This is a genomic window from Paraburkholderia sp. RL17-373-BIF-A (genome assembly GCF_046030175.1).
Classification (GTDB): Bacteria; Pseudomonadota; Gammaproteobacteria; order Burkholderiales; family Burkholderiaceae; genus Paraburkholderia.
In genome coordinates, this window is the sequence record NZ_JARESO010000026.1 from 25526 (window position 1) to 50465 (window position 24940).

Here is a 24940-nt window from a genome sequence, read left to right on the forward strand (position 1 = left end):
TTTCGCAGCGGGACTCGAGTGTGGACGCACAGGCTCAACGTCCAACTGCTTCCTGTCGCAGGCTCATGAAGGAAGCTGATCCACGAGTCCCTGCTTTACCGCGGTGCAATCGTTCCGACGATAGACCGCCACCCTCAATCCATCAGGAGCGGATCGCCGTCGAATTCGACGAGACAGCCGGGGCCGCCATGAAACAGCGCTTCACGCGCATCTTCCGTCTTTCCCGTTGCCGCGATCTCAGCCGCATAGAGTTCGGCATCATCTTCCGGCACGTACCCGAGATAGCGCACGTTGGCATTGTCCCAGCGATTGCGCGCGTTATTGGATACGCCGTACACGACCGCGAAGTGGAAGTCCGGATAGTCGATACAGCGGCGCGTCACCTGCACCATGTCGCGATGGCTGATCCATGTGAAGAGGTGGCGCGGTACGGTCGGCCTGTTGTCCGGGCGGAACGAGCCGATACGGATGCACGCAACCGACATGCCGTGCTTGTCGGCGTACATCCGGCCAAGCGCCTCGCCGAACACCTTCGAGATGCCGTAGCGGCTATCAGGACGCGGCTCGACGCTGTTGTCGATCATCCGGTCGCGACGATGAAAACCCACTGCATGGTTCGAACTCGCGAACACCACTCGCTTGACGCCTGCTTGCCGCGCCGCTTCGAACACGTTGTAGCAACCCTCGATGTTCATATCGCGGATGCGCTCCCAGCGATCCTCGTCGGGGATGCCGGCGAGATGCACGACGACGTCGACGCCCTCCATGGCCGGCAGAAGATCCTCCAGGCGCGTGATGTTCGCCGTCACGATTTCCTCGCCTGCCTGTGCCTCGGCCTGCGGCGCAATATCGGCGAGGCGCAGCGCATAGTGGCCCTGGAAACCGGCGCGGAGCACGCGCCCAATGTGACCGGCCGCGCCGGTGATCAGTACTCGAGTCATTGATACCCTCTCTGTGATTCAGGTAAAAAACAGCTAATCGGTTTCGCCTTTCTGTACGGCGTAGCCAGCCGAGCGGCGATGATGCGCTTCGAGATACGCATCGCGCGATGGCACCAGGTGGTCCCGGCATAACTTGATCAACGATTCCCGGTCGCCGGTCCGGAGCGCCTCGATCATCTGGTGATGCTCGGCACGAGCCTTCTCCAGATACTGGGGAAACACGATGGATACTGAACGGATCGCATGCGTGCGGCGTTCATACTCGCGAATCGCCTCGGTTAGAACCTGGCTTTCCGACAACGCAAAGAACGCATGGTGAAAAGCCATGTTCGCGCGGAAGACGCGTCGCAGGTCGCCGGCGATGGCCGCTTCGTCGTGCTCTGCCTGAATTGCCGTTAGCCCATCGAGCGCCTCGGCACTGACCGGAAAAACGATGCGCCGCGCCGCGTCTGCTTCCAGCAGTTCGCGTAGCGCATACAGTTCAGTGACCTCGCGCGGTGTAAACGACTTGACCAGCGCACCTACATTCTTGCGGCGCTCCACCAGGCCGCGCCGCTCCACCTCCGCCAGCACCAGACGGGCGACGTGGCGCTTCAGGCTGAAGCGCTCGCACAGATCGTCTTCGACGAGCCGTTCGCGCGGATGCAGAACGCCAAGGACGATCTGCTCCTCGAGCTCGTCTGAGACGCTGCGCAGCGTCTCGTCGATATTGCGGTCGCGTTCGACCGTCTTCGCAGTGGGTGTAGCGGAGCGTTTGGGCTTGGCAGCGTTGCTCATAGAAAGGATCCGCAAAATGATCTAAGCCGCGAGCCTATACGAAAATATGATCTTTAACCCTTGTTTCCGTTGCCGGGAACGGTCGCGGTGATCCGGGTAGCTTGCAGAAAGTCAAAGTCGCAGCCCTCGTCGGCCTGAGTGATCGTGGTCAGAAAGAGTTTGCGATAACCACGCTCGTCGGGGTCGGCCTGGCGCGCCGGCAACGCGGCGAGACGAGCCGCGATTTCCTCGTCACTGAGGGCAAGTTCGATAGACCGTTCTGCCACGCTCAGGCGAATGCGGTCGCCAGTTTGTACGACCGCGAGAGGACCGCCGATGGCCGCTTCAGGTGTGACGTGCAGCACCACTGTGCCGGACGCCGTGCCGCTCATGCGGCCATCCGAAATGCGCACCATGTCTTTGACACCCTGGCGGCCGAGCTTGCGCGGGATCGGAATGTAGCCGGCTTCCGGCATCCCGGGTGCACCGACCGGACCGATCCGCTTGAGCACGAGTACGTCATGTGCTTCCACGTCCAGTTCCGGGTCGTCGATACGACGAGCCAGATCCTCCGCGTCTTCGAAGACGACGGCCCGCCCTTCATGCTCCATCAGGCTGGCGCTTGCCGCTGACTGCTTGATGATCGCGCCGCCCGGCGCCAGATTGCCACGCAGCACCGCAATACCGCCTTGCGGAAAGATCGGGCGGTTAAACGGGCGGACGACTTCCTGCGGGAAGCTCGCCGGGGCGGCATCCAGCTCCTCGCCGAGCGTACGGCCGGTCACAGTGAGCGCGTCGAGATGCAGCAGGCCTTTCATCTCGCGCATCACCGTGGTCAGCCCGCCGGCACGATGCAGGTCTTCCATGTAGTGCTGTCCGGACGGTTTCAAATCGACGAGGACGGGCGTCTCGCGCGCCATCCGGTCGAGTTGCTCAAGGTCGATGCGAATCCCGAGCCGGCCCGCAATTGCCGTTAGGTGAATGATGCCGTTGGTCGAGCCGCCGATTGCGAGCAGCACCCGCAATGCGTTTTCGATCGCCTTGGGCGTCAGGATGGCCGTCGGACTCAGGTCCCGCCCGATCATCGCCACAGCCTGCGCGCCGGTGCGCTCCGCAATGCGGATGCGATCGGCGGTCACGGCAGGCGCGGACGCACCACCCGGCAGCATCATGCCCAAGGCTTCCGCGATGCAGGCCATGGTGCTTGCCGTTCCCATCACCGAACAGGTCCCGACCGTTGCGACGAGTTGATTGTTGACGGCTTCGATCTCGGCTTCGTCGATCTGGTCGCCGCGAAAGCTCGCCCAGAAGCGACGGCAGTCTGTACATGCCCCCACCCGTTCACCGCGATGCGAGCCCGTCAGCATCGCACCCGTCACCAGCTGAATAGCGGGAACGCCCGCCGCCGCCGCCCCCATCAACTGGGCCGGTACGGTTTTGTCGCAGCCGCCGATCAGCACCACCGCGTCCATCGGCTGGGCCCGGATCATCTCCTCCGTGTCCATCGACATCAGATTGCGAAGGTACATGCTGGTCGGATGCGAAAAGCTCTCGGCGATCGAGATCGTCGGGAATTCGACAGGCAGGCCGCCAGCCAGCATCACGCCGCGTTTTACCGCCTCGATCAACTGCGGCGCGTTGCCATGGCATGGGTTGTAGGCACTCCCCGTGTTCGCGATGGCCACGATGGGACGCGACAGCGCGTCGTCGGTATAGCCCGCCCCCTTGATGAACGCCTTGCGCAGAAATAGCGAGAAACCTTCATCGCCGTAGTTCGTCAGCCCCTGCCGCAAGCCGCTTTTCTTCTCGCTCATTGTCGCTCCTGAATCGTCGATGAGATTATCAATAATCTTGACGGGAATGTTACCGATACTTATAGTCTCTCCGCAAGCGATTCTTTTGTGTTGCGGTCGGTGCCGCATATCCACTCTCCAACAGCCTTCCGCCGAGGTCTTCATGAAGCACGTCGTCGCCTATCGTTCGTTGCCTCCTGCCGTGCTGGGGCTCCTTCGTGAGCACTGCTCCGTCGAGTTGGTCGACGTTTCATCCGGCGACCTCGCGCCGTTCAGGCAAGCACTGGGCGCGGCTCACGCAATGGTCGGCAACAATCTCAAGATAACGCCGGAGATCCTCGATGCGGCGCCTCTACTCGAGGTCGCGTCCACGATTTCGGCCGGCTTCGACGCGTTCGATGTCCCTGAACTCTCACGCCGCGGCATCGTACTGACGAATACGCCGGAGGAAGTCACCGAAACCACCGCCGATCTCGTATTCAGCCTGATCCTCGCAACCGCCCGGCGCATTTCGGAACTTGCCGATTGGACACGGCGCGGCCAATGGACGCGTACTGTCGGCGAGGCGCAATTCGGTGTCGACGTGCACCACACAACGCTGGGAATCGTCGGGCTTGGGCGCATTGGCAGCGCGGTCGCCAAGCGCGCCGCTCTTGGCTTCGGCATGGACGTGATCTATTCCAACCGCTCCCGCAACCCGGAAGCAGAGGAGCGCTACGGCGCGCAATGGCGGCCGCTTCCCGAGTTGCTCGCCACTGCGGACTTCGTTTGCGTGCTTGTGCCGCTATCGCCCGCCACCGAGCGGCTGATCGGCAGCGCCGAACTCGGGACCATGAAGCCGTCGGCCATCCTCATCAACTGCGCTCGCGGCCAGGTCGTCGACGAGGTCGCCCTCATCGAACATCTTCGTGAAGGCCGCATTCGCGGCGCCGGTCTCGATGTGTTCGAACGCGAACCGGTGTCGCAGGACTCGCCGCTGCTCCAGTTGCCGAACGTGGTAGCGGTGCCGCATATCGGTTCCGCTACGCAACAGACGCGCGAAAACATGGCCATGCGCGCGGTACGCAATCTCATCGACGCACTCGACGGCCAACTCTCGTCGACCTGTGTCAATCCCGAAGCGCTCCACGCCCGCTCGTCTGCGCAACAGATCCCGGGCTGAATGGCGCGAAACACGCTCACTTCAATCAAAAGGAACACGCGATGACTTCAGTCAACCGACCCCGCGGCGTTTACTCGCCCGTGGTCACGCCGTTCACAAGAGACCTTCTTCCGGATCACGACCGCTATGTCCGTCATTGCCGATGGTTGATCGAACAGGACGTCGGACTCGCTGTTTTCGGGACCAACTCGGAAGCGAATTCGCTCGCCGTCAGCGAGAAAATGAAGCTGCTCGAAACGTTGGTTGGCGCAGACATTCCGCTCGATCGTCTGATGCCGGGCACAGGCTGCTCGGCCCTCACCGACACGGTCGAACTAACACGCCATGCGCTTTCGCTAGGGGTGAATCATGTGCTGACGCTGCCGCCGTTCTTCTACAAGGGCGTCACCGACGAAGGCCTGTTCCGCAGCTATGCGCAGATCATCGAACGCGTGGGTTCCGACGCACTGCGCATTTATCTGTATCACATCCCGCCCGTGTCCCAGGTGCCGCTCAGCCTCGCGCTCATCGAGCGGCTGCTCGCTGCTTTCCCGGGCGTGATCGCCGGCGTGAAGGACAGTTCGGGCGACTGGAGCAACACGCAGGCCATGCTCGAGCGCTTCCAGCCGCATGGCTTCGATGTGTTCGCCGGCAGCGAGACCTTCCTGCTGGCCACCATGCGGGCGGGCGGCGTTGGCTGCATCACGGCAACCGGAAACGTCAACCCGGCGGCTATCGTGCAGTTGTATCGTCACTGGCAATCGGCCGACGCCGATGCCCGTCAGGCAGCACTGGATGCCACGCGTGCGGTGTTTGCCAAATTCCCGATGATTCCCGCACTCAAGGCAGCGATCGGCGTGTATTCCAACGATGCCGACTGGGGCGTCGTCCGCCCGCCTCTCGTCGATCTGACACCAGTGCAATGCGATGCGCTCGCCGCCGCGCTCCGCGAAATCGGCTTCTCGATGCCAGGGGTCGAAGTCACCGCCTGATGCCCTGAAGAAACACCCACCGGTTGCATGCGCAACCGGTGGTGTTTTCCAGCTATTCACGGCTTCGGCTTCAGGCCCAATCGTCTAGCGCGTATTCGTTCAGCGCGGCTTCATCGAAGTCGAATCCGAGGCCTGGACGAGTCGGCACGGTCAGGTTGCCGTCTGCGAACGACAACTGTGTGTCCACCAGCCGACGGAAATTCAGCACCTGATCGTCAGGAAAAAATTCGACATAGCGCGCATTGGGCGTCGACGCCACCAGATGCACGTGCAGATCGTGGAACCAGTGCGGGCACATCGTCACACCCACGGCCGCGGCCGACGCCGCAATCCGCCGCCATTCGCTGATCCCGCCGCATACCGCAGCGTCCGACTGAAGGATCATGGCCGCGCGCTTGTCGAGCAGCTCCTGATGCCGCCAACGCCCCGCTTCTATCTCGCCGGTCGCAACGGTCACCGGCGTGCGTCGGCTCAGTTGCGCATGACTCTCGATGTCGTCGGGACTGAACGGCTCTTCGATCCAGTACGGGTTGAACGGCTCGTACCGGCGCATGTATTCGAGCGCGGTCGGAACGTCGGACCATGCGTTGTTGGCATCGAGCATCAGCAGCACGTCGTCGCCGATCGCTTCGCGGGCGGCCCTGATCCGCGCTTCCTCGCTGCGCGGATCAAGCCGCCCTACCTTCATCTTCACCGCGCGAAACCCCAGCGCCACATAGCCGGCCATTTCCTCGCCGAGATGCTCCGGCGTCTTGCCTTCCAGATAGTAACCACCGCTGGCATAGGCCGGCACAGTGGCGCTGGATGTGCCGCCGAGATAGCGGCTCAACGGCAGGCCCGCAGCGCGTGCATTGCGGTCCCACAAGGCGATGTCGATGATGGACAGCGCCCGCATGACCGAGCCCGCACGCCCTTGCAGCAGCGACTCGTCGTACATGGCGCACCACGAGCCTTCGACGTCGAGCGCGGAGCGCCCACGTAACAGCGGCGCAAACAGTTCGCGCACGGCATACGTGACCAGCATGCCGGCGCGGTTGCCGCTGTAACAAAAGCCGATGCCGTGATGGTCATCGGCTGTCGTGACGCGTACTACGGTGTAGTCGCGGGCAGTGACGAGGCGGGTCGAGAATGCAGTGCGACGGTCAAGCGGCACGCGGATGGTGCGCGCCTCCACCGAAACGATCCGCGAACGTGTCTGATAATCGGTTTGCTCGGATTCAACGATGACATGTTTCATGGCAGTAGATCGACTCGAAAAAAACGGGATACTCGCGCGGCCACGCGTACGGCCGCGGGCGGGTGGCTCCGCCTGCGCCTCCCGGCTCCTTGCGTGGCGGGACGGACCGTTTATGCGGCGGTGGTATGCGGCCCGGCTGTCTCGCCTGCCGCGCGCCGGCCGATGACCAGCAGCATTGCCAGCACGCCGACCAGATCGACCGCCGCGCCGAGCATGAAGCCGCTGCTGTAACCACCCAGGTACTGGACCGCCAAACCCATCATGGTCGGACCGACGATGCCCGAGATGTTGCTCATCAGGTGAACAAAGCCGCTTACGCCCCCAAGATGCCTGCCGGGCACAAGCTCGTGCATGGTGGCCCAGCACGCTTGCGACGAAGCCGTCAGAAACAGTACGGCGAACGCGACAAGCAGTACTGCGGGCGTCACGGAATCGACCATGCTGACGCCCACCAAGGCGAGACCCGACAGCGCGAGCGGCACGATCGCCGAGACCTTGCGCGCCAGCAGCTTGTTGCTCATGCGCTTGAAACACGCGTCGGCAAGCAGGCCGCCACCGAAGTATCCAATCCCGCCGCATGCCCATGGCACTGCGCTCAGAAAGCTCATCTGCTTCATGTCGAGATGCAGCGCGTTGGTGAAATAGCTCGGCATCCAAGAGATGAACACGAACAGCGTGTAGTTCACCGCAAACAGGCCGACGCCAAGCGCGAGCGTGCTCGGACGAAACAGGTAGCTGCGCAGCGGCGTGCTTTCTTCGCCGCCTTCCGCAGGATGTGCCGCACTGCGGCTCGCTTCGACCATCTCGCGTTCGGCCTCGCCGACCCGCGTGCTTTGCGCCGGCTTGTCGGTAGCGAACATGCGCCAGGCGACGATCCACACCAGCCCGAACGCCGCGATGATCACAAACGACGTGCGCCAGCCGTAGGCGATCGCAATCAGTCCCACCACCGGCCCGGCGATCGCACTGCCTACCGTCTGGCCTGAAAACGTAAAGCCGACCATGGTCGCGGTTTCATGCCGGGGAAACCAGTTGGTGATGGTCCGGTTGGTCGTCGAATTCATCGGACCTTCGCCGAACCCGAACAGCGCCCGGGAGATCAGCAACGTGCCGAATCCAGTCGCGGCCGCGGTCAACCCGCAGAGAATGGACCACGCCCCCATCGACCAGGAGAAGACCCGGCGCGGCCCATACTTGTCGGCGAGTTGTCCGCCGACGAATGCGAAGATGGAATAGCCGAAGAAGAAACTGCTGAACACTACGCCGAGTTGCGACGGTGAAAGATTCAGCTCCTTGTTGAGGACAGGCGCGACCACGCCAAGCGCCGCGCGGTCCATGTAATTGATCGCGCCCGCGATAAACAGCAGCAAGGCGACAACGTAGCGATACTTCCCAGTCTTCATGTTGTCTCTATTCCATGTAATTGAGGATACCGAATGTTGCTATCTGGCACTTCTCTCGAGTGCCATGGAGGTACTACTTGTTGACAAGCCTGGCGGGAAGCTGCGTCAAGATGAGGCCTGCGGAGACAATCAGCGACCCCGCAATCAGGAACAGGCTCGAATCAAGTGAATGCGTGACCGTCTTTAGCCAACCCACCAGCGCAGGGCTTACGAAGCCTGCGAGATTGCCCGTCGAATTGATCAAGGCAATGCCGGCCGCCGCACCGGTGCCGCCGAGGAAGGAAGTGGGCAAGGCCCAGAACATGGGTAAGGCCGTAATCACGCCCGAAGCGGCAAGCGTCAGGCCAAGCAACGCAATATACGTATTGTTGCCCGCGTAGGCGCACATCACGAACCCCGCGGCCGCCATGCATTGCGGCAACACGACGTGCCAGCGGCGTTCACGCGTGCGGTCCGCGTGGCGGCCGACCACGATCATCAGAATCAGGGCGGCAAGATAAGGCACGACCGTGAGCAGGCCGATGGTGAAGGCGTCCGTGATTCCGGAACTCTTTATGATGGTTGGCTGCCAGAAGCCAACTGCATAGGAGCCCATCACGATACCGAAGAGAATCGTGCACAAGGTCCAGACTTTGAGCGACGTGAAGACCTCGCGCACGGAACCGTGGCTTTTGGTGCGTGCTTCCGCATCGATTTCCGACGCTATGAAGTCGCGGTCCTGAGCCGGTAGCCACTTTGCGTCCTTCACCCGATCATCGAGGAACCAGAAAATGACGGCTGCGAGGATCAGCGCGGGGGCGGCTTCCAGAATGAACAGCCACTGCCAGCCGGCGAGGCCCGCGTGCCCCGCGAGGCGCTGCATGATGAAGCCGGAAATCGGGCCGCCGACAATGCCCGCCACCGGATTGCCCGCCATCAGGAAAGCAATCATCTTGCCGCGCCGGTGCGATGGAAACCAGTAGGTGAGATACAGCACCAGCCCCGGGAAAAAGCCCGCTTCGGCCACGCCCAGAAAGAAACGCAACACGTAGAACATCGTGGGCGTGGTGACCCACGCGGTCGCGGCCGAGAGCACGGCCCACGTGAGCATGATCCGGGCGATCCAGCGGCGCGCGCCGAGCCGGTGCAGCAGCAAGTTGCTCGGCACCTCGAAGAAGAAATACCCGATGAAAAAAATGCCCGCGCCGAAGCCATACATCGCCTCGCTGAAGTTCAGATCGCTGAGCATCTGGAGCTTGGCGAAGCCCACGTTGACCCGATCCAGATACGCCACCACGTAACAGACGAACAGCAAGGGCATGAAGCGCCAGGTCACTCGCGTGTAGATCGAGTTGCTTGTCGCGCTGTCAGGTATTTGTATTGCCGGGGTTTGAGTACTCACAGGCTGTCTCCGCCATTTGTTCGACTGCCTACGGGCGACGGTTTTACTTATAGGTGTAAATGGCCGTTCGCCCTCGCAATGCGCTGCGCCACTGCGCACTCAACTCATGATGCCGATCTGCCACGGTACGAATTCGTGGTCACCCAGTCCGAGCATTTCGCTTTTTGTGCGCTCGCCCGACGCGGCGGCAAGAATAGCGTCGAAGATTTTCTGGCCCGTGCTGTGGATCGACGCGATGCCATCCAGAATCCCTCCGCAGTTAAGATCCATGTCTTCGGTCAGACGCGTGTACATCGGCGTATTGGTGGCGAGTTTCAGCGACGGCACGGGCTTGGCGCCGAACATCGAACCGCGCCCTGTCGTGAAGGCGATAAGATTTGCGCCGCCCGCAATCTGACCCGTCGCGGAGACGGGGTCGAAGCCGGGAGTGTCCATGAATACGAGTCCAGATTGCTTCACCAGCTCGGCGTATCGATACACTTGCATGAGGGGCCCGGTGCCGCCTTTCATCGCTGATCCGATCGACTTTTCGAAGATGTTCGCCAGCCCGCCCACCTGATTGCCAGGGCTGACCTGGCCGTTGATCTGAACGTCTCGACCGACCGAATACTCGTCTTTCCACCAGCGGATCCGCTCAACCAGTTTCTCGCCGACTTCGCGGCTGACCGCACGCCGCGTGAGCGTATGCTCCACGCCGTAGATTTCGGGTGTTTCGGAAAGGATGGCGGTGCCGCCATGACGGACCAGCAAATCCATCGCCGCACCAAGCGAAGGATTGGCGGTGATCGAGGAAAAGCCGTCCGAGCCGCCGCATTGCAGACCGATTTTCAGATGACTTGCAGGAACCGTCGTGCGCTTCACGCGATTGGCATCGGGCAGCAGCGCCCGGACCGCCGCGACGCCGGCCTCGATGGTCCGACGGGTGCCGCCGTTCTCCTGCATGATGAATGTGTGCAGCCGCGAATCAGCTTTCAGACCTTCCTGATCCATCAGTCCGGCCAGTTGGTTGCGCTCGCATCCCAGCCCGACAATCAGCGCCGCGGCAAGATTGGGGTGCCGCGCGTAACCCGCCATCGTCCGGCGCAGCAGCGCCATCGGCTCACCGCTCATTTCCATGCCGCAGCCGATCGAGTGCGTGAACGCGACCACACCGTCTACATTGGGGTAGTCCGCCAGGCGTTCCGGCGTGAACCATTCGGCGATCCTGTGCGCGACCGTGGCGGAACAATTGACTGTCGACAACACGCCGATGTAATTGCGCGTGGCAACCTCTCCGTTATCCCTCACGATGCCCTGGAACGTGGCGCGCTCGGCCTCGGGCACCATCTCGACGGGCTGGTAGTCCGCTCCAAATGCGTAATCCCGGTCGAACTCACGGAACTCGACGTTATGGCTATGGACCATCGTGCCTGGCGCAATATCCGTCGCGGCGAAACCGATCACCACGTTGTATTTGCGAACCGGTTCGCCCTTTTTGATAGGCGTCGCCGCGATCTTATAACCTGCGGCCACCTGGCTGCGGCAAACAAAATCTTCTGCTGGAACCGGCGTACCGATTGCGACGTCGATGCGCGCAATGACCACATTGTCAGCGGGATGCAACCGAATCACCGGCCCGGTTACGTTCTTGCTCGTCATCTCAGTCATCAGGCATTGCCCTTCTAGAAATTTGCGCCGGGCGGTCAAAAAAGGCAGGAAACGAGTAATCGCTTTCTTACATAACCGCTACTGCCGATGCGTCACTGCTCTAGGCTCAAGAATTTCAGGCATCTTATGGCACTTCATGGACTAATTCAAGAGAAAGCGCTTACTCGTTTCCCTTTATACTAGCGATCGTGCCGCCGCAACAGGCGGAAATGCCGGGGCCTGAACAGGAGAGTGAGATGTGGCAACAAGCTGAGCGATACCCCGACCCGCGGGTGATTTCGCTAGACCCTTCCTTCGATAAATACCGCGTGGCCTTTTCGGCCGTCGAACGGCTGGCTACCGGTTACCGGTGGACCGAAGGCCCCGTATGGTTCGGCGATGGACGTTACCTGCTCTGGAGCGACATTCCGAACAACCAGATGCTGAAATGGGAGGAGGAAACGGGCGTAGTCAGCGTGTTCCGGAAACCTTCCAACTACGCGAATGGCAACACCCGCGACAGACAAGGGCGGCTCGTTACGTGCGAGCACGGCCGCCGCGTCACACGCACTGAGTACGACGGCAGCATCACCGTCCTTCTCGATTCCTTTGAAGGCAAGCCGCTTAATTCCCCCAACGACCTGGTCGTGAAGTCGGACGGTTCTATCTGGTTCACGGATCCGCCGATGGGCATCTCCGGACACTACGAAGGAATCAAGGCGGAGCAGGAACTCCCCCACTCCGTATATCGAATTGATGGCATGACCGGCGAAGCGTCCGTAGTCACTCGCGACTTGAAAGGACCGAACGGCCTGTGCTTTTCACCCGACGAGAAACTGCTCTACATCATCGAATCGCGCGGTGTGCCCAACCGGATGATCCACGTCTATGAAGTGGACGCGGATGGCCGCGGAATCGGTGAAGGCCGAATGTTCTATGACGCGGGCGCCGGCACGATCGACGGCATGCGCGCGGACATCGACGGCAATCTGTGGTGCGGCTGGGGCATGGGCAATGACGAACTCGATGGCGTCATGGCTATTTCGCCACAGGGAAAGATGATTGGCCGGATCGCCCTGCCCGAGCGCTGCGCGAATTTGTGCTTTGGTGGACGCGCGCGTAACCGGCTGTTCATGGCGTCGTCGCAGTCCATTTATGCGGTGCACGTCAACACGCAGGGCGCGCTGGGTGGATAGCCCCGTTCTCCACGAAACGTATCACGGCCTCCGGCATGCGCCGGTGGCGACACTTCACTTCGAAACACTGACTTGAAAGCCTGACATGCAAAGCAAACCCGTATTGACCGTTGTAGAAGCTACGCGAATCCTGGAAGCCGCGCGCGCGGAAGCAGAGAAAAACCAGTGGGCAGTCACCATCGCGGTCGTGGATGACGGGGGTCATCTGCTGGCCCTGCTCCGCCTCGACGGCTGTGCGCCGATAGGCGCTTACATCGCAACAGAAAAGGCGCGTACCTCCGCGCTCGGTCGACGCGAATCGAAGCAGTACGAAGACATGATCAACGGCGGCCGCACCGCGTTTCTGAGCGCGCCGCTAGCCGGCACGCTCGAGGGCGGCGTCCCGGTCGTGGTCGACGGAAACGTTGTGGGTGCGGTCGGCGTGTCCGGTGTCAAACCAGATCAGGATTCGCAAGTGGCCAGAACGGCGGCAAACAGCCTCAACGGCTGATTGATTGATATTTGAAACTGTTGGAGCAAATGATGGGTGAAATGATCGACAGAAACGGGCTGCGTGTCGCGGCTGTTCTCAGCAAATTTGTCGACGATGAGGCGTTGAGTGGGACTGGCATCGACAGCGAAGCCTTCTGGAAAGGCTTCGCTGCCCTCGTCCACGACCTCGCCCCCAAGAACCGCGCACTGCTCGCAGAACGCGATCGCCTGCAGACGGAACTGGACCAGTGGCACCGCGCGCATCCGGGGCCCGTGCGCGATCTGAAGGCATACCGCGCATTTCTCGAAGGCATCGGCTATATCGTACCGGCGAGCGCAGCTGTTAAGGCGACGACCCAGAATGTCGACACCGAAATCGCCGGGCAAGCCGGCCCGCAACTCGTCGTGCCACTGTCGAACCAGCGCTACGCACTCAACGCCGCGAATGCGCGCTGGGGCAGCCTCTACGATGCACTCTACGGCACCGATGCGATCCCCGAAACCGACGGTGCCGAGCGCACCGCCTACTTCAATCCGGTGCGCGGTGCACGCGTGATCGCGCGCGCCCGCGCATTCCTCGATGAAGCCGCGCCGCTCGTCAACGGCTCGCACGTCGACGCCATCGCGTACCGCGTGGAATGCGGCAAGCTCGCTGTCACGCTCAAGAACGGCTCGTCGGCGTTGAAGGTCCCCGCGCAGTTCATCGGCTATCAGGGCGATGCAGGCTCCCCTTCCGCCGTCCTGCTCAAACATCACGGCCTGCACTTCGAGATCCAGATCGACGCAACGGACTCCATCGGCAAGACCGACGCTGCGCGTGTGAAGGACGTGCTGATGGAAGCGGCCGTCTCGACGATTATCGATTGCGAAGACTCCGTTGCCGCTGTCGATGCCGTCGAAAAGGTCCAGCTTTACCGCAACTGGACCGGCCTCGCGAAAGGCGAGCTGACTGAGCAAGTCACGAAGAACGGCAAGACCTTCACGCGTCGCCTGAACGCCGACCGCACATACACCGCGCCAGATGGCTCGACCGTGAAACTGCATGGCCGCTCGTTGCTGTTTATCCGTAACGTCGGGCATTTGATGACGAATCCGGCGATCGTCGATCGCGACGGTCGCGAGATTCCCGAAGGCATTCTGGATGCCGTGATGACGTCGCTGGGCGCGATGCACGACCTGCAAAACAAGCTCAATTCGCGGACCGGATCGATTTACATCGTCAAGCCGAAGATGCACGGCCCGACCGAAGTCGCGTTTTCCAATGAACTGTTCGACCGTGTCGAAGATCTGCTCGGGCTGCCGCGCCATACCATCAAGATGGGTATCATGGACGAGGAGCGCCGCACGAGCGTCAACCTGCAGGCGTGCATTGCGGCGGCATCGGCGCGCGTGGCGTTCATCAATACGGGCTTCCTGGATCGCACCGGCGACGAGATGCACAGCGCAATGGAAGCCGGTCCGATGATGCGCAAGGGGGATATGAAATCGTCGGCATGGATCGCGGCTTACGAGCGCAATAACGTGCTGGCCGGCTTGAGCTCGGGATTGCGCGGACGCGCGCAGATCGGCAAAGGCATGTGGGCGATGCCCGACCTGATGCATGCGATGCTCGAACAGAAAATCGCGCATCCGAAAGCGGGCGCAAACACGGCTTGGGTGCCGTCGCCGACTGCCGCGACGCTGCACGCGCTGCACTACCATCAAGTTGACGTTCAGGCCGTGCAGCAAGAGTTGGAAAAGACCGCCTACGACAGCGTACGCGATGAGTTGCTCGATGGCTTGCTGACGATTCCTGTCGTCGAAGAGGCGCAGTGGTCAGATGAGGAAATCCGCAAGGAAATCGAGAACAACGCGCAAGGGATTCTGGGTTACGTGGTGCGCTGGATCGATCAGGGCGTCGGCTGTTCGAAGGTGCCGGATATACACGATATCGGCCTGATGGAAGACCGCGCGACGCTGCGCATTTCGAGCCAGCACATTGCGAACTGGCTGCATCACGGGGTGGTGTCGGAAGCGCTGGTGAACGAAACGTTCAAGCGCATGGCGAAGGTGGTGGATGCGCAGAACGCCAACGACCCGCAGTACCAGCCAATGGCCGGTCATCTGGACACATCACTCGCGTTCAAGGCGGCGAAGGCGCTGGTTTTTGAAGGGCGGTCGCAGCCTAGCGGGTATACGGAGCCATTGCTGCACAAGTTCCGACTTGGTGCGAAGTGGTAGGCGCAGCATAGCGCAGTCGAAAGCGTGGTCGACTCAGCATGCGTCGCGGGCGGCTGGTGGCATCCCGCGCACGCATGTGCTTGGCAACTTGCGGCTGGGGTGTAAATAGCCGCGTTGACAATATGTTCCTTTTAGTGAGGATACCCAGGCGTGTGGACGCGAGGCATGCCGGAGTGCGAACGCTTCCGTATTCGAGTTCGGCGTCGTGCTGATAAGCCGCACGCCAAAACAGGCAGGTTCACCGGGAGTGGCGGTGACGCCGGCGCGAACCCGCGTGACCCCCGGAACATGTCGGCCACCTGTGACGTGTTCGCAACCGACAGCCGCCGGCATATCACCGACCGGCGGCTGTCGCACGCTGTCAGGATCCGTTCACGGCATCCTTGAACGCCTTGCCGGCCGTGAACTTGACGGTCTTCGCTGCGGGGATCTGGATTTCGGCGCCGGTCGCCGGGTTGCGGCCCACGCGTGCGGCGCGGGCTCCCGTCGAAAACGACCCGAAGCCGATGAGTTGAACCGTGTCGCCCTTCCTGACGGCGCTCGTGATTGCGCCGATGAACGCGTCGATCGCTTCGCCTGTTGCCGCCTTGCTCGCGCCAGTCGCCGCAGCGACCGCATCCACCAGTTCCTGTTTGTTCATTGTCGATCCGTTGTTTTCTTTGTGGAAACCGTCACCCTACCCGATCGCCGCGCGTTCGCGCAATGACAAACAGCGCGTGATCCTCTTCGCGACTCGGTAGCCATCGGTAGCGTTGGCGTACCAGACTAGAACTACAGAATACGTAATATTTGATACATGGCGGTTTGCGAAGGTATTGCCCGGTGATTTTTGTTGGCGCTTGTCGATTTCGCAGCCTTGGAATGCGCCTCGTCGTGAAACATAAGGACAGCCGTGCCTGGAAATTCCTCTAAGTTATTGTTTGTGCATCGTTTTTTCGCTTCCGCATTGATCGTTTAATTGTTTCACGAGAGGCTGTTTACTCGATGCCTGGAGTCCGCTTCGTGCATACCGCCCGTGCAAGCCTAACCGTAGCTAAGCATTCGAGCGGGTCGTGGAGGTGCCCGTAAAGCTCCGCGCTGCTGGCGTCCTCCCCGCAACAGCACGAAAACTGCTCCTGCATGCGCGGCGTCGGCACCTTCCACATGACCGATGCACGCACTGTCACGCGCGTCTACGGTGACGATAAACCGAACGACTTACTGCTGATCGATGGTCTCGCCCTCAATGTCGGCGTCGCTAAGGATGCGCTTACGGGGCTGTGACTTCGGCGTCCGGCCAACTCTGGCAAAGATCGAGGGTCGAAACTTTCGAAGGTTTTGCAGCGGATCAGTGGACAGTATTCACTCGGAGCGCAACAGTTTTCGCAAGTATCGTGAAAGCAATGTCACAGCTTCCCCCGTGCGTCGAACTGAGACGCGTATAGCGTGTTCTTGCTCGGGACGCGCATTCGGGACTTCCGATCACGCGAGGACACGCGATGCGATGCATGAATGACGAACTATTGATTAATTATTTAGATAGATAATGCATATGAAGGCAGTCATTTCTTGCCGGCGCTCAGCTGTCTAGCGGTTCCACCTGAGGGAACACGACCCGTGATAAGCATCCACCGTGAATAGCGGCGCGACGACTGCACGCGCAAGCATGTCGCAGTCGTGATGTTTTCAAAGGTAATCCGACATCGCGGGAGGCTGGGAGCCCTCCACTGCGAACCGCAACGTTTGCACGACCGGCCGGACGAGTCCGCGGTTTGAGTCAAAAAAATCGAGCCTAACTAGAGTGGCTTCCTCTAATTTGCGGCGTGGGAGTCGTACGGCTTGCCGGAAGAATTCCGGCTAAAGCGGCTGCCACAGCTCATGCAACGTATCTAGCGTATTGATGAATAGGAGCCGTCATGGCCACCGCGGCAAATTGATGCCGGCACCCGCCTGCTTCGCCATTTTTTTGATGTAGCTGTCTCGTTCTAGGGAGACACCCGGCGGTCTCTCTTTGCGGTGTTGTGCGTTGGTTACTACCAGCTGGCAGGGGTCCGAATGCTCACCTGGGCCCTATTGATGGCCCAGCACAATAAGGTCGCAACCGGGCGGCGCCACGCGCCGGTGGACTTGACCGCACATTGCCTCCGTATCGACACTGCCCCAACGCCGGATCGTTGGACCACGTCCAATCCAGACGACGCCCCCATGATGAATCGCATCGAGAGGACGACGCGGCTGGAAGCATCGCTCGCTGAGATGCGCGACCATCCACGCAAGCACTATGTCTGAGTAACCGCTACCTGTCCGAGAACCGTGTGGGCGTGCAGAGGTTCAGTCGCCGGCCGTTCTTTTTGGGTGAAGGGCACTACTAGAAGGACTGAGTTCCGAAGAGGAAGACTCGACTTCAGCATGGCTTGGGGAAGTGGGCTATCGGCCAGTGCATCACCAGCAAGCAAAGACTCTAACCGTACTGCAGGCCTGCATCGAACTGTGCGGCCGAATGCGACGCAGCAACGCCGGAACGGCAATTCGCGTCCGAGGAGCAGTGCACGAACCTCGGTCGTTCACTCCGGGCGCAAATCGTGATGACGCCGGTTGGGCGGATCGCTGAGTCGAGCGACGGCAGCCGGGCCCGGAATCGCGCGCCCGGCTCTTAACTCATCCCTGGTCTCTCCCGTACAACAACGTCGAAGCGATCCTGATACACCTGCCCTGCTCCGCGACGTCCCGAACACCCCCCGAGGCCAGAAGGGGCTTGAATGCTTCGCCTTGCCAGCGTCTGGAGGTTGGCAGACTGAGATCTCGGCGCCTCGATGGGCATTGTGCAAGCGCGGAGGGATTTTTCACGCAGTCGTATCCAGGGTGAAGCGGCACGAAGGCACTCAGAATAGCTGTACGTTGCGCCCGTTTGCCGGGCATTCGTCGTCGATTTGATTTGCAGTGGTACAACGTGTTTGTACTGCGGGAATGTTCGCGTGGCGATTGGCGTACGCTACCTTTGCGGCAACCCATGTCGGGACATCGCGGACCCGGCGACAGAAACGAAGACTGGCGGCTGCCGTCGACAAAGCCTGCCGAAGAGACACTAGGAGTCGTTCACGCACGGCGGCGGCGCTGCTCCCCTGAATGCGCGAAGTTCATCCACTCGCGGCGTACCATGTCGCTGGAAGTCAATGGCCCCACGGTACCGGGCACACAGTACTGCCTCGCGTGCGCAACGGTCCTTCTGATGGGCTTGGCCAATATGCAGCGGGATGATTCTTTCCAACTTATCCGCGTGTTTGCCCCAGCCCGGGCGCGAGCAGCACGAAGAAGCAGATACCCTTGGAAGGTCGCGATTCTGTGGAACCGAAAGTGGCGGACAGAGTTCGTTCGAATTTGGTCGTCGAAGGGCCACGCGCTCACGGCCGATCGCGAACATGACTTTTAGGATGCGAAGAAGCGAGAAATCCCGCCTCTCTCGGGTGGTGATTCCAACCACGGCAACCCGCAAGCAAAGCATCTGCTCATTCTGTGGATTGGAGTGGATCCTGCGCCACGGGTTAGACCAAGCCGTGACGCGGACACAGCAGCGCCTCGCGGAGAACGAAACTCTCGCGCTGGACGTGCGGGAACCGCGCCCTTCGCTTGAAGCGGCGCCGCACGCGCTGCAGCACACGTTCGTCAACCTGCTCGCGGCCGACCACCTGCGCGTGGATGTGCCGCAGCGAGTGCTGAGGTACGCTTTCCTCCAGAGTGCAACGATCTACATATCGGTAGAGCGGGCCCGGGTTAGTTCTAACACGACCACGCTTGTGCGAGGGAGAGGGAGGCAACGCCGCTGGAGGCACTTTCCACCCTCGCTATCAGCGGCGAGCAAATGAACAGTCGGGTCGCTACGCTGTCGCCATATATTTGCCCGCCTATAGGTCGAAAGGTGTGGCTTGAACGCCTGTCAGGGATACTGACGCCTCTACACGAAGAAAAGTAGGATATCTCGAAGCAAATCGACTATCGACCGCGGGTGTCAGTAATACCGACACTCCGAACAGGGCGCGTTGTAGAGTCACTGTCGCAACCTGTCAATACACTCGTGGCTCCTCGTAGCGGTTGCGCAAATTCCAGTGCATATGAACCTCGGCCCACACTTCATGCCAACCAAGCCGGTCCTCACATTCGCAAGAGGAAATACCGTGACCCTAGGTAACGCCGACGGGACGGCGGTCCACAACTACAGCAGGCGCCACTCCTGAAAGCACATCAAGGAGCAGGTGTGGCATACGTTGAAACCCATGTGATGACCGCAACCCGGTTCATCTTCTAGGCGTCGCTGCGGGCTGAGCTTTGTCTTCTATGGGATGCAGGCTCGCTATTGACTCGCGCTTGGAAGACGACCTCAAAAAAGAGCTAAGGTTTTCTGCTTGCCGTCCTCCTTCTTGTCCAAAACTCAGAGTGTCAGTAGTACCGACACTGCTCCCGCAGAGCCAGACCGGCCAAACGTCCACGACCGGACGCGCCGTCCGTCGTATGCAATTCAGAATCGGTCGGTGTCGGTTTCACTGACACATGTGCGCCCAATGTTGCGCCTTGCCCGAGCGGAACGCGAATCGCAGACACGGCCTGCCATCGACCTCCCATCACCTCGGCGATAGAACACATCGTCTTGCTTCAAGGCGTCCAGTGTCAGTATTACTGACGCCCGCGTCGGCACAAAAAAAAGCCCGCTCGACGCGGGCTCCTTTGTCGCAAGAAATGCTAGGTCATCGCGGCTCGCCCTTGTACAGCTCACTGATAAGCTGCCGAATTCGCGCCTCTTGTGCCTCGGTCAAAGCCGCAGCCTTGATTTTCACCGTAAAGCTATTGACGTCCTTCGTGATGCTTCCCGCCTGGTCCTTTCCGGCGAAGAATTTCTCGATAAGCCTCTCCCGAGCCGTCGTCCCCGACGCACGACGGGTCACCATCGCGATAATCGCCGGCGCAAGTTTGCCTTGGGCCAGATCTCCCTTGACCACATCTGGCCAGAGTTCGCGTGCAGCCAACTCAGCTTCGCCGCCGTGCTTCTTAAGGGCTGAGACAATTTCCTCTGCAGCGTTACAGCCGAGTAGGGCAGGCTGCAAATCAAGGTCCTTCTTCATGAAGTCCGGCAGATTTTCGAACGCAAGAAATTGGTATAGCCCGGTACGTGAGAGGCCCACTGCCTCTGCCAGCCTTTTACGGCTAGGGAACTCGCTCTCAGACCGACGAAGCGAGATGGCCACTTCATAATCGGTGAGGTCGTCCCGGTCCATATTCTCGACCAGCGCCAACACAATCATGTCCTGGTCGGAGCACTCGATGACCACCGTCTTGATGTACTCCGCCCCGAGCATCTTGTGTGCTCGCCAGCGCCGCTCCCCTGCCACAATCTGGTAGGCCGATTCAACCCGACGAACCACGATGGGCTGCATGAGCCCGACTTCGCGAATCGACTCTGCCAGCTCGGACAGCTTTGCTTCATTGAATACGCGCCGCGGCTGCCAGGGATTAGGAATAATTTCTGTCACTGGCAACTGCGACGTCGTCCCGGACGACTCAAGCTCCTGTACCCTCAACTGCGCGGCCGCCAATGCTCCGGCCATCCCCGGTGCCGTCTCTGTCCGACTTGCGCGACGGCTGGCATCGGGGGTTCGTTCCGCTGTTGACCGAAGATTTGCGGTCTTGGCCAACATCTGATCACGGATATTGTTGGCGCTCATTGTGCTGGCCTCCATTGCTTGACGAACATGTCATCGACCCATCGGCAATAGTCAATTAACGGCTGCTTGACGCGCGCTAAGGATTTCGCCTGGCTATGCGAGCTGCTGATGTCAAAAACGGTCGTAAATGCGAGAGCACCTGAGCTCATTACGGAACTGGCAGGAACCTCAAACGGGTCCAGCCAGTGACGATACGCACCTTGTGCCCACGTGCGGACAACCGGTGCCGCGGAAGTGCTGTTGTAATTCACGCGGGTCAGCAGCACAGAAACGAAATCGTACTTTTTGTTAGCTTCGTATTTGATGAACGACTTGGCGACGTCCGAGAAAAGTCGCCAGAAGGAAAGCGAGCTGAAGAAGTCGAGATTCTCCGGGACCATCGGCATTACCATGGCGTCCGCTGCCATCAATGCGTTCAGGTTGAGATAGGACAGAGAGGGCGATGTATCCAGAATGATGTAGTCATAGTGCTTGCGCAATGGCGCTAGTCCATCCCGGAGCACCTGCCAGAATTTGAATCCTGCAAGCTTCATCTGCATCGCGGGAAGGTGATACTCAGCCCCGACCAGTTCTGTATGCGCCGGAATGATATCCAACCCATCCCAGTACGTTGGCTGCACCCGGGAGAGCAGACCTCCTTCGACCTTTTGGTCATAGACAAAAGGAAGCACTGTATCGTCCGGAGATACCTCTTTTTCGGCATACAGCCCACATAGCTCGGAAAGCGAAGCCTGGGGGTCAAGGTCGACAACGAGAACCTTTCGCCCGCGCAGGCTCAACCCTTGGGCAAGGCACATCGACGTTGTGGTTTTAGCCGAGCCCCCCTTCAACTGCGACGTGATGAGTACTTTGCCTTCGAAATCGCTCGGTCCAGCTACCAAAGGCGTCTGGTAGATGTCCGACACCTGCTGTACCCAATTTCGAGCTTCACCTAGTGTAAATAGCCGACTTCGGCTTCGTCCTGTCCCGGTGGACTGCCCTTCCGGCAACACACCATCCCCCTTGGTTGCCAAGTATTGCACCTGCTGACGCGTCAGGCCGCATAGCTCTGCGACTTCTCCAGTCGTAAACACCGGCGCTTCCTTGCGCGGGCGCGGCGCGAGAATTTGGTCCCGTAGTTCAGTTGCATAATCGGTGACGACGTCCGCGAAATCTGAGATTTCCTCAAGCGTCACGGTTCGGTCTATCGGCATCGGTTGGCTGACATTGGCCATTTCGGAGTTTTCCCTGGAAATTGAAGCTAAACGGAGAATACAGGAAAAACGCAAAAACAGCGTTATATTGTCGTCCAGTTTCTCAAATATCGTTCGTAAGCCACTGTTTTTTATGCCTTCAACGATATGTGTGGCAGCCAACGTGAACGAAATCGCCCGCACAAAATCTCTCACCTTTAAAGCAGGTGACGCCGCCGGGGATGCAGTTATGGAAAAAAGGTGAGAGTTTTTGTCCACTAACCCGTCAGACCGAGCCGAGGAAACGGACTGAGAGGCTAGAGTTCAAGATGTCTGGTAGCGATGAGAGCACATACATGGGACGATTACATTACATTTTTATTTCGTTTGACAGAAGAAGAGGGCAAAGGTGAGAGATAGTGTGCATCCACACAAATGCCAGTATCGGACGCGCATCCGCATGCACAAAATCCCTCACCCCACGGTCATCAACATTCGCCGCTGAAGGTTGTACGTAGGACGATCGTCGCGGCGCAACTGAATGTGACCGACGGCGTGGACGAAAGACCTCGTGTGAATCGGCCAGCAGAAAATGCTGCACACAATCTCTCACCTTTGAAGCAGGCGCGAAGAACATCACCGAGACTGACGCTCCAAATGCATGTGGGGCGGCACTGCTTCTCTCATCCGAAAAGCGCCATCGTTCTCGCCATACAGACCTAAACGCGGCGGGAGACTTGTTGTCTCACTCACTCGAGCGCGCAGAGTTGACAGCCCTATTTAGGTCCCACCGCATATCGGACCTTTGCGCTCGGCTCTGATGTCTAGCGCGGGCCGTTTAGCTAGCCACGTTGCCGAGCAGTTTGTTGGTTGTTTTAAAGAAAAAAAACGAACTAACAAACGTACAGGGGAAATGCGATTCCTTTGTTATCAAACGGTTAGTGCCGGACAGGTGAGACGCAATGTGCCGAAGGTGAGAGAAAATGTGCACCTCAGGTGAGACATTTGGGTGCAGAAGGGGAGATTTATAGTATGCCGAGGTGAGAGACAAAAGCGCGTTTTACCGAAGGTGAGAGATTTTCCTGCGTCACCTGTGGATAACCGGCTGAAACCCTCTACCATCATGGGCTGCGGCACCGACGCTTTCACTAGTGGTGAGAGATGGTGTGCCGAAGGTGAGAGATGATGTGCATGCTGTTCGTCTCAGTGCCAAAGGTGAGACTTTCTTGTTGACATCTCACCTTTGTATGCCTAGAGTCTGCTGAAATTTCCAGGGAACAGGCATGTCCAGCAGCGTCGACCGGCGAGTCACTCCTCTTCAATTTGCACTGGACCTATTCGTCGAGATGGCGCCGGCGCAAAGGTCCATCGATGAGACTAGTCCGGATAAAGATATCGGGTATCAAAAGAACCGGGTCTTCGCGCGCATTATCGGATTAGGACTGTCCGCCAGACGCTTTGTGGATGCCGCTTACTTCATCGTCGCGCAGGACCCTGAAATTCAGGAAACCTATGACGTGACGCTCAGCTTTTTTAAATGGCTGATGCGCTATGACAGCAGGAATAAGAAACATTTTTCCAGCGTCATTCGCAGCGTCAAATCTTCGATGCTCGAAGTGATGAGTGCACCGGTAGTGTCCGTAGATTCGAAAGGACGCATGCTGGAGGAACCTCTCGAACCCGGCGAGGAGGGCAGTGCCGGTGATGACGATGCGGATGAGGACTTGGCCGTCCAGAATGAAGACGGAGACTGGCTTGAGTTGATCGGCCGGGTCAGCGTCAGAAATGGCCGGATTCGCTTCCGCGTGCCTATCGAACTGCAACGCCTCATCAAGGACCCTGAGAACTCGTACTGGACCAGCCTGCTAGTCACCTCGAGATTTACGCTCATCTACGCTCGAGGCATTTACGACCATGTCTTGCCATCCGTACCCAGCGGGCTAACAGACTGGCTGTCACTCGACCTTGTTCGAAACTTGCCCGGCAAGTCATGGGCAAACAACGCCGAGTTCAAATACTTCAAGCGCGATTATCTCGAGCCAGCCGTCAACCAAATCAACGAACTGTCCGACATCGAGTTGTCGTATGAGACCCGTGCCGGAACTCCCGGCTCGCGAAAGAAAGACCAGATACGCTTCCGGCTCAAACGCAAAGAAGGGGCATTGGCATCCAAAGCGGCCATGCTGAACTCAGTCGTACTCTTCAAAATGCTTCAAGACGAATTCGGACTGTCTGAAAAACAGTTTGAAAAAATCGCTGAGAACAGGTTCGTCTGGACGGACGAGCGCATTCAACAAGCCATCGACTACACCCGCTGGACAATCAGGCAGGGTATCAAGGTGAAAAGAGCATCCGCCTACCTCATGAGGGCTCTTTCGGACAACTACCGGGTATCCGACGCCGACAGGCAGGTCGAGTTGATTCAGGCCCAGCTTGTTGAGGCCGCGACGGGGGAACAGGGGACGAGGTCTGACAGGCAAAAGGAAGTCGAGGCCAGCCTAGCGGCAGCCAACGCGGCAGCCGATAAACGTCGACAGGAGGAGATTCGTCTGGCGCGCGAATTCTTCGACACAGCGGACAAGAAGACACGGGAGGACCTCGTCCGCAAGTTTGTCGCGTCGAGCACGATGGGACTGCGCGCTATTGAGCGTCAAATGCTCAAACCGGCTAATGTCACTGAGGCCAACATTCTGAATCTGCCAGACGTTGCCAATACGTTCAGTTCGTACGTCGCCGGCGAAATTAGAAAAGCTGCGCGTGTACGCGCGCGGAACCCATAACGTTCTGTACGGTTATCAGCAATCCTGCGCTTCGCTGCGGAAGTTGCCCGACCAGAACCGCACAGTGAGGCCCTGTCAGCAAGCATGTCCAAATGCGGCTATCATTTTCGCGCGGCGATCGGCGCCGAAACAGGAAAG

At 59.6% G+C, this 24940-nt stretch carries 17 protein-coding genes; 7 read left to right on the forward strand and 10 right to left on the reverse strand.

Translation table 11 applies throughout. The features are described from left to right. Positions 1 to 134: 134 nt before the first annotated feature. The 3 genes from P0D80_RS28180 to P0D80_RS28190 are packed head-to-tail and all read right to left on the reverse strand — an operon-like array spanning position 135 to position 3511. On the reverse strand, positions 135 to 941 hold the full coding sequence (locus tag P0D80_RS28180) for an NAD-dependent epimerase/dehydratase family protein (RefSeq protein ID WP_408288299.1): 807 nt from the start codon (positions 939 to 941) through the stop codon (positions 135 to 137). A 33-nt stretch (positions 942 to 974) separates the two neighbouring features. Next, positions 975 to 1718, reverse strand: a complete 744-nt coding sequence (locus P0D80_RS28185) for a GntR family transcriptional regulator (RefSeq protein ID WP_408179747.1) — start codon at positions 1716 to 1718, stop codon at positions 975 to 977. Between the two features lie 53 nt (positions 1719 to 1771). Next, entirely contained in the window at positions 1772 to 3511 is a 1740-nt protein-coding gene (locus P0D80_RS28190; protein WP_408179768.1) for an IlvD/Edd family dehydratase, read from the reverse strand. Positions 3512 to 3653: 142 nt separating this feature from the next. On the opposite strand from P0D80_RS28190, the gene P0D80_RS28195 reads away from it, so the two are divergent. Both P0D80_RS28195 and P0D80_RS28200 read left to right on the forward strand, forming a co-directional pair. Then, on the forward strand, positions 3654 to 4652 hold the full coding sequence (locus P0D80_RS28195) for a 2-hydroxyacid dehydrogenase (RefSeq protein ID WP_408179746.1): 999 nt from the start codon (positions 3654 to 3656) through the stop codon (positions 4650 to 4652). A 41-nt stretch (positions 4653 to 4693) separates the two neighbouring features. Then, positions 4694 to 5623 carry a dihydrodipicolinate synthase family protein gene (locus tag P0D80_RS28200; RefSeq protein WP_408179745.1) on the forward strand — a complete coding sequence of 310 codons (930 nt, stop codon included), beginning with the start codon at positions 4694 to 4696 and terminating at the stop codon, positions 5621 to 5623. A 70-nt stretch (positions 5624 to 5693) separates the two neighbouring features. On the opposite strand, the gene P0D80_RS28205 is transcribed toward P0D80_RS28200, so the two are convergent. From P0D80_RS28205 to P0D80_RS28220, 4 genes are all read right to left on the reverse strand, one after another. Beyond that, positions 5694 to 6860 (reverse strand): mandelate racemase/muconate lactonizing enzyme family protein, encoded by a 1167-nt coding sequence (locus P0D80_RS28205; protein WP_408288304.1) that lies wholly within the window; start codon positions 6858 to 6860, stop codon positions 5694 to 5696. A gap of 110 nt (positions 6861 to 6970) precedes the next feature. Next, positions 6971 to 8263, reverse strand: coding sequence for an MFS transporter (locus P0D80_RS28210; RefSeq protein WP_132379779.1), 1293 nt, complete (start codon positions 8261 to 8263; stop codon positions 6971 to 6973). A gap of 73 nt (positions 8264 to 8336) precedes the next feature. Continuing rightward, positions 8337 to 9644 (reverse strand): MFS transporter, encoded by a 1308-nt coding sequence (locus P0D80_RS28215; RefSeq protein WP_342960174.1) that lies wholly within the window; start codon positions 9642 to 9644, stop codon positions 8337 to 8339. A gap of 99 nt (positions 9645 to 9743) precedes the next feature. Continuing rightward, positions 9744 to 11291 carry a UxaA family hydrolase gene (locus tag P0D80_RS28220; protein ID WP_408288309.1) on the reverse strand — a complete coding sequence of 516 codons (1548 nt, stop codon included), beginning with the start codon at positions 11289 to 11291 and terminating at the stop codon, positions 9744 to 9746. 236 nt (positions 11292 to 11527) lie between these two features. On the opposite strand from P0D80_RS28220, the gene P0D80_RS28225 reads away from it, so the two are divergent. The 3 genes from P0D80_RS28225 (at position 11528) to P0D80_RS28235 (ending at position 15157) form a co-directional block, all read left to right on the forward strand. Next, entirely contained in the window at positions 11528 to 12466 is a 939-nt protein-coding gene (locus P0D80_RS28225; protein WP_408288312.1) for an SMP-30/gluconolactonase/LRE family protein, read from the forward strand. 85 nt (positions 12467 to 12551) lie between these two features. Beyond that, a complete protein-coding gene (locus P0D80_RS28230; RefSeq protein WP_408223739.1) occupies positions 12552 to 12956 on the forward strand; it encodes a heme-binding protein in 405 nt (134 codons plus the stop codon). Between the two features lie 41 nt (positions 12957 to 12997). Then, positions 12998 to 15157: a malate synthase G gene (locus P0D80_RS28235; RefSeq protein ID WP_408288316.1), complete on the forward strand. Its 2160-nt coding sequence runs from the start codon at positions 12998 to 13000 to the stop codon at positions 15155 to 15157. Positions 15158 to 15518: 361 nt separating this feature from the next. Here the strand turns inward: P0D80_RS28235 and P0D80_RS28240 are convergent, their stop codons facing one another. Further along, a complete protein-coding gene (locus tag P0D80_RS28240) occupies positions 15519 to 15797 on the reverse strand; it encodes an HU family DNA-binding protein (RefSeq protein ID WP_408179739.1) in 279 nt (92 codons plus the stop codon). A gap of 479 nt (positions 15798 to 16276) precedes the next feature. Here P0D80_RS28240 and P0D80_RS28245 point away from each other — a divergent pair, with 479 nt between their 5' ends. After that, on the forward strand, positions 16277 to 16420 hold the full coding sequence (locus P0D80_RS28245) for a hypothetical protein (protein ID WP_408288321.1): 144 nt from the start codon (positions 16277 to 16279) through the stop codon (positions 16418 to 16420). Positions 16421 to 19875: 3455 nt separating this feature from the next. On the opposite strand, the gene P0D80_RS28250 is transcribed toward P0D80_RS28245, so the two are convergent. Further along, positions 19876 to 20850, reverse strand: coding sequence for a ParB/RepB/Spo0J family partition protein (locus tag P0D80_RS28250; RefSeq protein ID WP_408288326.1), 975 nt, complete (start codon positions 20848 to 20850; stop codon positions 19876 to 19878). Then, positions 20847 to 22064, reverse strand: a complete 1218-nt coding sequence (locus tag P0D80_RS28255) for a ParA family protein (RefSeq protein WP_132381211.1) — start codon at positions 22062 to 22064, stop codon at positions 20847 to 20849. Before P0D80_RS28255 ends, P0D80_RS28250 begins: the two co-directional genes overlap by 4 nt. A gap of 1241 nt (positions 22065 to 23305) precedes the next feature. Here P0D80_RS28255 and P0D80_RS28260 point away from each other — a divergent pair. Continuing rightward, positions 23306 to 24802, forward strand: coding sequence for a replication initiation protein (locus P0D80_RS28260; RefSeq protein WP_408179737.1), 1497 nt, complete (start codon positions 23306 to 23308; stop codon positions 24800 to 24802). Positions 24803 to 24940 lie beyond the last annotated feature (138 nt).

Excerpts from the sequence above, each read along its gene's own strand:
- P0D80_RS28180 (WP_408288299.1), bottom strand. The coding sequence starts at position 941 with ATGACTCGAGTACTGATCACCGGCGCGGCCGGTCACATTGGGCGCGTG.
- P0D80_RS28185 (WP_408179747.1), bottom strand. The coding sequence starts at position 1,718 with ATGAGCAACGCTGCCAAGCCCAAACGCTCCGCTACACCCACTGCGAAG.
- P0D80_RS28190 (WP_408179768.1), bottom strand. The coding sequence starts at position 3,511 with ATGAGCGAGAAGAAAAGCGGCTTGCGGCAGGGGCTGACGAACTACGGC.
- P0D80_RS28195 (WP_408179746.1), top strand. The coding sequence starts at position 3,654 with ATGAAGCACGTCGTCGCCTATCGTTCGTTGCCTCCTGCCGTGCTGGGG.
- P0D80_RS28200 (WP_408179745.1), top strand. The coding sequence starts at position 4,694 with ATGACTTCAGTCAACCGACCCCGCGGCGTTTACTCGCCCGTGGTCACG.
- P0D80_RS28205 (WP_408288304.1), bottom strand. The coding sequence starts at position 6,860 with ATGAAACATGTCATCGTTGAATCCGAGCAAACCGATTATCAGACACGT.
- P0D80_RS28210 (WP_132379779.1), bottom strand. The coding sequence starts at position 8,263 with ATGAAGACTGGGAAGTATCGCTACGTTGTCGCCTTGCTGCTGTTTATC.
- P0D80_RS28220 (WP_408288309.1), bottom strand. The coding sequence starts at position 11,291 with ATGACTGAGATGACGAGCAAGAACGTAACCGGGCCGGTGATTCGGTTG.
- P0D80_RS28225 (WP_408288312.1), top strand. The coding sequence starts at position 11,528 with ATGTGGCAACAAGCTGAGCGATACCCCGACCCGCGGGTGATTTCGCTA.
- P0D80_RS28230 (WP_408223739.1), top strand. The coding sequence starts at position 12,552 with ATGCAAAGCAAACCCGTATTGACCGTTGTAGAAGCTACGCGAATCCTG.
- P0D80_RS28235 (WP_408288316.1), top strand. The coding sequence starts at position 12,998 with ATGATCGACAGAAACGGGCTGCGTGTCGCGGCTGTTCTCAGCAAATTT.
- P0D80_RS28240 (WP_408179739.1), bottom strand. The coding sequence starts at position 15,797 with ATGAACAAACAGGAACTGGTGGATGCGGTCGCTGCGGCGACTGGCGCG.
- P0D80_RS28245 (WP_408288321.1), top strand. The coding sequence starts at position 16,277 with ATGCGCGGCGTCGGCACCTTCCACATGACCGATGCACGCACTGTCACG.
- P0D80_RS28250 (WP_408288326.1), bottom strand. The coding sequence starts at position 20,850 with ATGAGCGCCAACAATATCCGTGATCAGATGTTGGCCAAGACCGCAAAT.
- P0D80_RS28255 (WP_132381211.1), bottom strand. The coding sequence starts at position 22,064 with ATGGCCAATGTCAGCCAACCGATGCCGATAGACCGAACCGTGACGCTT.
- P0D80_RS28260 (WP_408179737.1), top strand. The coding sequence starts at position 23,306 with ATGTCCAGCAGCGTCGACCGGCGAGTCACTCCTCTTCAATTTGCACTG.